This window comes from Gemmatimonas sp. (genome assembly GCF_044345575.1).
Classification (GTDB): domain Bacteria; phylum Gemmatimonadota; class Gemmatimonadetes; order Gemmatimonadales; family Gemmatimonadaceae; genus Gemmatimonas.
Genome location: NZ_JBIJAW010000306.1, coordinates 1 through 3,819 on the forward strand (window position 1 = coordinate 1; position 3,819 = coordinate 3,819).

Annotated in this window: 5 protein-coding genes and 1 pseudogene; 5 read left to right on the top strand and 1 reads right to left on the bottom strand. The window is 66.8% G+C overall.

What is annotated here, in order from left to right; all coding sequences use genetic code 11:
* Together ACIQ6O_RS14120 and ACIQ6O_RS14125 are read left to right on the top strand one after the other, a co-directional pair.
* Window positions 1-203: phosphatase PAP2 family protein (locus ACIQ6O_RS14120; protein ID WP_396208423.1), on the top strand; the 203-nt coding region annotated here is incomplete at its 5' end.
* Window positions 200-1,120, top strand: coding sequence for a hypothetical protein (locus tag ACIQ6O_RS14125; protein ID WP_396208424.1), 921 nt, complete (start codon window positions 200-202; stop codon window positions 1,118-1,120). The genes ACIQ6O_RS14120 and ACIQ6O_RS14125, both read left to right, overlap by 4 nt.
* Here ACIQ6O_RS14125 and ACIQ6O_RS14130 read toward each other — a convergent pair.
* Window positions 1,089-1,670 (bottom strand): hypothetical protein, encoded by a 582-nt coding sequence (locus ACIQ6O_RS14130; RefSeq protein WP_396208425.1) that lies wholly within the window; start codon window positions 1,668-1,670, stop codon window positions 1,089-1,091. The two genes, ACIQ6O_RS14125 and ACIQ6O_RS14130, sit on opposite strands and share 32 nt — an antisense overlap.
* A 56-nt stretch (window positions 1,671-1,726) precedes the next feature.
* Between ACIQ6O_RS14130 and rpmG the strand changes: the two genes are divergently transcribed.
* The 3 genes and pseudogenes from rpmG to ACIQ6O_RS14145 form a co-directional block, all read left to right on the top strand.
* A complete protein-coding gene (rpmG, locus tag ACIQ6O_RS14135; protein ID WP_396208427.1) occupies window positions 1,727-1,885 on the top strand; it encodes a 50S ribosomal protein L33 in 159 nt (52 codons plus the stop codon).
* Window positions 1,882-3,135, top strand: a complete 1,254-nt coding sequence (zigA, locus tag ACIQ6O_RS14140) for a zinc metallochaperone GTPase ZigA (RefSeq protein WP_396208426.1) — start codon at window positions 1,882-1,884, stop codon at window positions 3,133-3,135. Before rpmG ends, zigA begins: the two co-directional genes overlap by 4 nt.
* A gap of 55 nt (window positions 3,136-3,190) precedes the next feature.
* Window positions 3,191-3,819 (top strand): annotated as a pseudogene (locus ACIQ6O_RS14145) (hypothetical protein); the annotation flags it as partial.

Below are 3,819 nucleotides of genomic sequence, written 5' to 3' on the forward strand. Positions count from 1 at the left end.
TCGCGTTCGCCGGAGCCTTCGCGCTGGCGCGCCTGTTCCCGCGCGCCCGGTGGGTGTTCTACGCTCTGGCCGCGGGATGCGGGCTCACGCGGGTCATGGCCACGGCGCACTACCTGAGCGATACCGTGGTCGCGGCGTGCGTGGCGTGGGCGGTGGTGGCCGCTGTCCACCAGCGGATGCTTAGCCCGCAGGGGGACCGGTGACCACGCCGCTGAGACGTGTAGCGATCGGGCGCATCCTGGTCGGGGCGCTGTTCGGTGGGCTGGCCCTGACCGGTGGCTGTGCGCCATCGGCACGGGTGGGCGTTGCGCCACCCACGGCCGTCGTCAGTACCTCCTGCTTCGATATCTCGGCGCTCTCGCCAGCCGACCAGCGCGTCGCCGAGCAGATCCTGCTGGAGTTCGGTGATCGCGAGGGCTTGTATACGCTCGCGGGCGGTCTCAAGCCGATCTCGAGCGATGTGCGCGATCTGCAACTGCGCATTGCGCCCACGCTAGATTCGGCCACGCTCTCCACCATGGAGCAGCAACGCCGCGTCGCCGCGGCGCTCTCGTGTGGCGATATCGGCCTCACTGTGCAGGTGTTCACCGCCACGCAGCGCACGCGTGACTCCAGCGAAATCCGCAACACGTCGATGGTGGTCTTTCACCGCGGCGCGTTGCGCGCGATGGTGACTCGATACGCGCCCTTCTTTGCATCGCTGGGGGTGACGCCGTCCACGGCGCCGCAGGAGATCCTCGCCGCCGTCGAGAACGCGCCCCGAGCCGCGCGGTGGCGTGGCTACGGCTATCTGTTCGGATACCCGGACGTCGCCGTGGATTTCTTCGTGCAGGCTGGGGAAGAGGGCGATCGCACGGGCAAGCTGGTACCGCGCGATTTTCGCCGCATCGAAACGGTGTACAAGTTCGCGAGCGGCCGCGACTCGCTCTCGACGTTCGTATACGCCGTCCCGAAGGGGGCTGCCCCCACCGCCGATGAGGAACAGCTTCAGCAGCGCGCGGCGGCAATTCTGCGCGAGTATCGTGCACGACGCGCTCGGCGGGTGGCAGCCGAAAGCACCGGCGCACTGACCCTCTGGCGCGCGTGGCTTACTGGCGCCAGCGCTCCCAGTACGCGCTGAGATCACTCACCGGTTCGAACCTGCGGCGTTTGTGCCGCGGAAGTGTGCGCAGCGTGTCGAGGCGGTACGGCTCCCCGAGCGCGCGACGGGCCCACCGTTCGTAGTCCGCGAATCGCTCGGCGAGTGTACGCAAGCCGGTGTGGACAAGCTGCCAGTCGCCGCGTGACCGCGGGGCGCGAGTGCGTGGCAAGTCGGCCAGCCGATGAAGCGGAACCGTCGGTGGTGCCACAACGAGCCGTGGCGTGACCGAGTGGCGCTGCACGAGGACGCCGGCTGCCCCAGTTCCGGCATCACCGCTCGGGGGAGTGCCGTTCTCTTCGCAGATCGCGCCGAGGTAGGCGCCGAACCCCCAGCACACCAACGCCACGCCAGGCGCCTGGGGCAGCAGGTAGCAGCTCGTACCGACGCCATCCGCCGATCGGAACCGCTGAAAGCCATAGCGTTCCAGACCGTTGCCGGCCGTGTGGTGGATGTCATGCCCGAGAAACCAGAACTGCTGGTCGAGCAGGACGGGGAGCCGGAGCGACCGGGAAGGGGCTTGCGGGAGCATTTATTGATACTAGGATCGCAATACCATACCGTCAACCATTGGTGCCGGAGTTCCTCATGGCCAAGAGCGGCCGAGTCCACGTGAAGCTGCGCTCCACCGAGAGCCATCACATGTACGTCACGACCAAGAACCCGCGCACCACGCCGCAGCGGCTGGAGCAGCGGAAGTACGACCCCCACGTTCAGCGTCATGTGATCTACCGGGAGTCGAAGTGAGCGCGCCCGCCACACTCGCCTGTGATCGGCGCCTGCCGGTCACGGTGCTCTCCGGCTTCCTCGGCGCGGGCAAGACCACGCTGCTCAATCACGTATTGGCCAATCGCGACGGGCTGCGCGTGGCGGTCATCGTGAACGACATGAGCGAGGTCAACATCGACGCGCAACTCGTGCGCGGCGGTGACGCCGCACTGTCGCGCACGCAGGAAACGCTCGTCGAAATGACCAACGGCTGCATCTGCTGCACGTTGCGTGATGACCTACTCAAGGAAGTCGCGCGCCTCGCTGCCGAAGGGCGCTTCGACTATCTGCTCATCGAAAGCACTGGCATCGGCGAACCGATGCCGGTGGCGGCGACCTTCACCTTCGAGACGGAGGAGGGCGTTTCGCTGGCACAGGTCGCGCGCCTCGACACCATGGTCACCGTGGTTGATGCGTATCGCTTCCTCGCCGACCTCGGTTCGCTCGACGACCTCAAGGCCCGGCAGCTTTCGCTTGGCGACGACGACGAGCGCACGATTCCCGATCTGCTCATCGATCAAGTGGAGTTCGCGAACATTATCATCGTGAACAAATCCGACCTGGTGAGTGAGGAAGAGCAGGGCCGCCTGCGGGCCATTCTGCACCACCTCAATCCGGAGGCCGAGCTCGTGTCGGCCACCCGCGGCGTGGTGGCGCCGAGTGTGATCCTGGGGCGCCATCTCTTCGACTTCGAACGCGCCGAGGCCGCGCCGGGGTGGCAGAAGGAACTCGCCGGCGAGCACATCCCGGAAACCGAGGAGTATGGCATCGGCAGCTTCGTGTATCGGGCACGGCGTCCGTTTCATCCGGAACGTTTGTGGGCCCGTGTGGATGAGGGGTTGCCGGGGGTCCTGCGCGCCAAGGGGTACTTCTGGACGGCCACCCGTCCCGACCTGGTGGGAAGCTGGGCGCAGGCTGGGCAACTACTGGAGGTAAACCCGGCCGGGTACTGGTATGCGGCCAGCGATCCCGACCACTGGGATGTCGACGACGAGCAGCGCACCGAAATCGAGGCCCTCTGGCATCCCGAACTTGGTGATCGCCGGCAGGAGATCGTCATTATCGGAGAACAGCTCGACCGAGCCGCACTGACCCTGTTGCTTGACGAGTGCCTCGTGACCGCAGCGGAGATGCAGGCCGGCCCGTCGCTATGGTCGACGTTCCCCGACCCGTTCCCGGAGTGGGCGGACATAGACGTCGAGGCGGACGAGAACGTCGAGGGACCGTAGCCCCCACTTCTCCCGATAGTGATCTTTCAACCATGATACGCATCGGGATGTCACGGTGAACCACGCGCTGTTGATGTCGAGCCTCGGACTACTGGGCTCGGGGCCGCTCTTCGCGCGGTGGTCCCGGTCGCGGCCGTCGGTGCTCACGTTCATCGACGGGTTCGTGCTCGTGAGCATCGGCGGGCTGGTGCTGCTCGATGTGGTGCCGCATGCGCTGGCCACGGCCGACGTGCTGGTATTTGTCTGCATGGTGGCGGGCTTCACGCTTCCCTCGCTCGCCGAACGGCTGCTCAACTTCGGGGTGCGCCAGACCCACTTCGCCGTGATGGTGCTGGCCATGCTCGGCGTGGCCATCCACTCCGCCCTCGATGGGAGTGCCCTGGCCGCCGCCAGCGTCGGCGAGACAAGCCTGCTGGGCTTCGGCGTGGTGCTGCACCAGCTGCCCGTGAGCCTGATGGTGTGGTGGGTGTTGAGCGACCGCCATCGCGCGGTACCGTGGATGGTGCTGGCCTTCATGGCCGCCATGACGGTGGTGGGCTATCTGGTGGAACCGGCGCTCTTTTCGCAGCTCCCCGCGCGCGCGGCCACGCTCTTCGAAGCGCTCGTCGGTGGCTCGCTGCTGCACGTGATCGCGCATCCGGCGCACGACCACGACCCGGACCACGAGCACGAGCCCGGGCATCC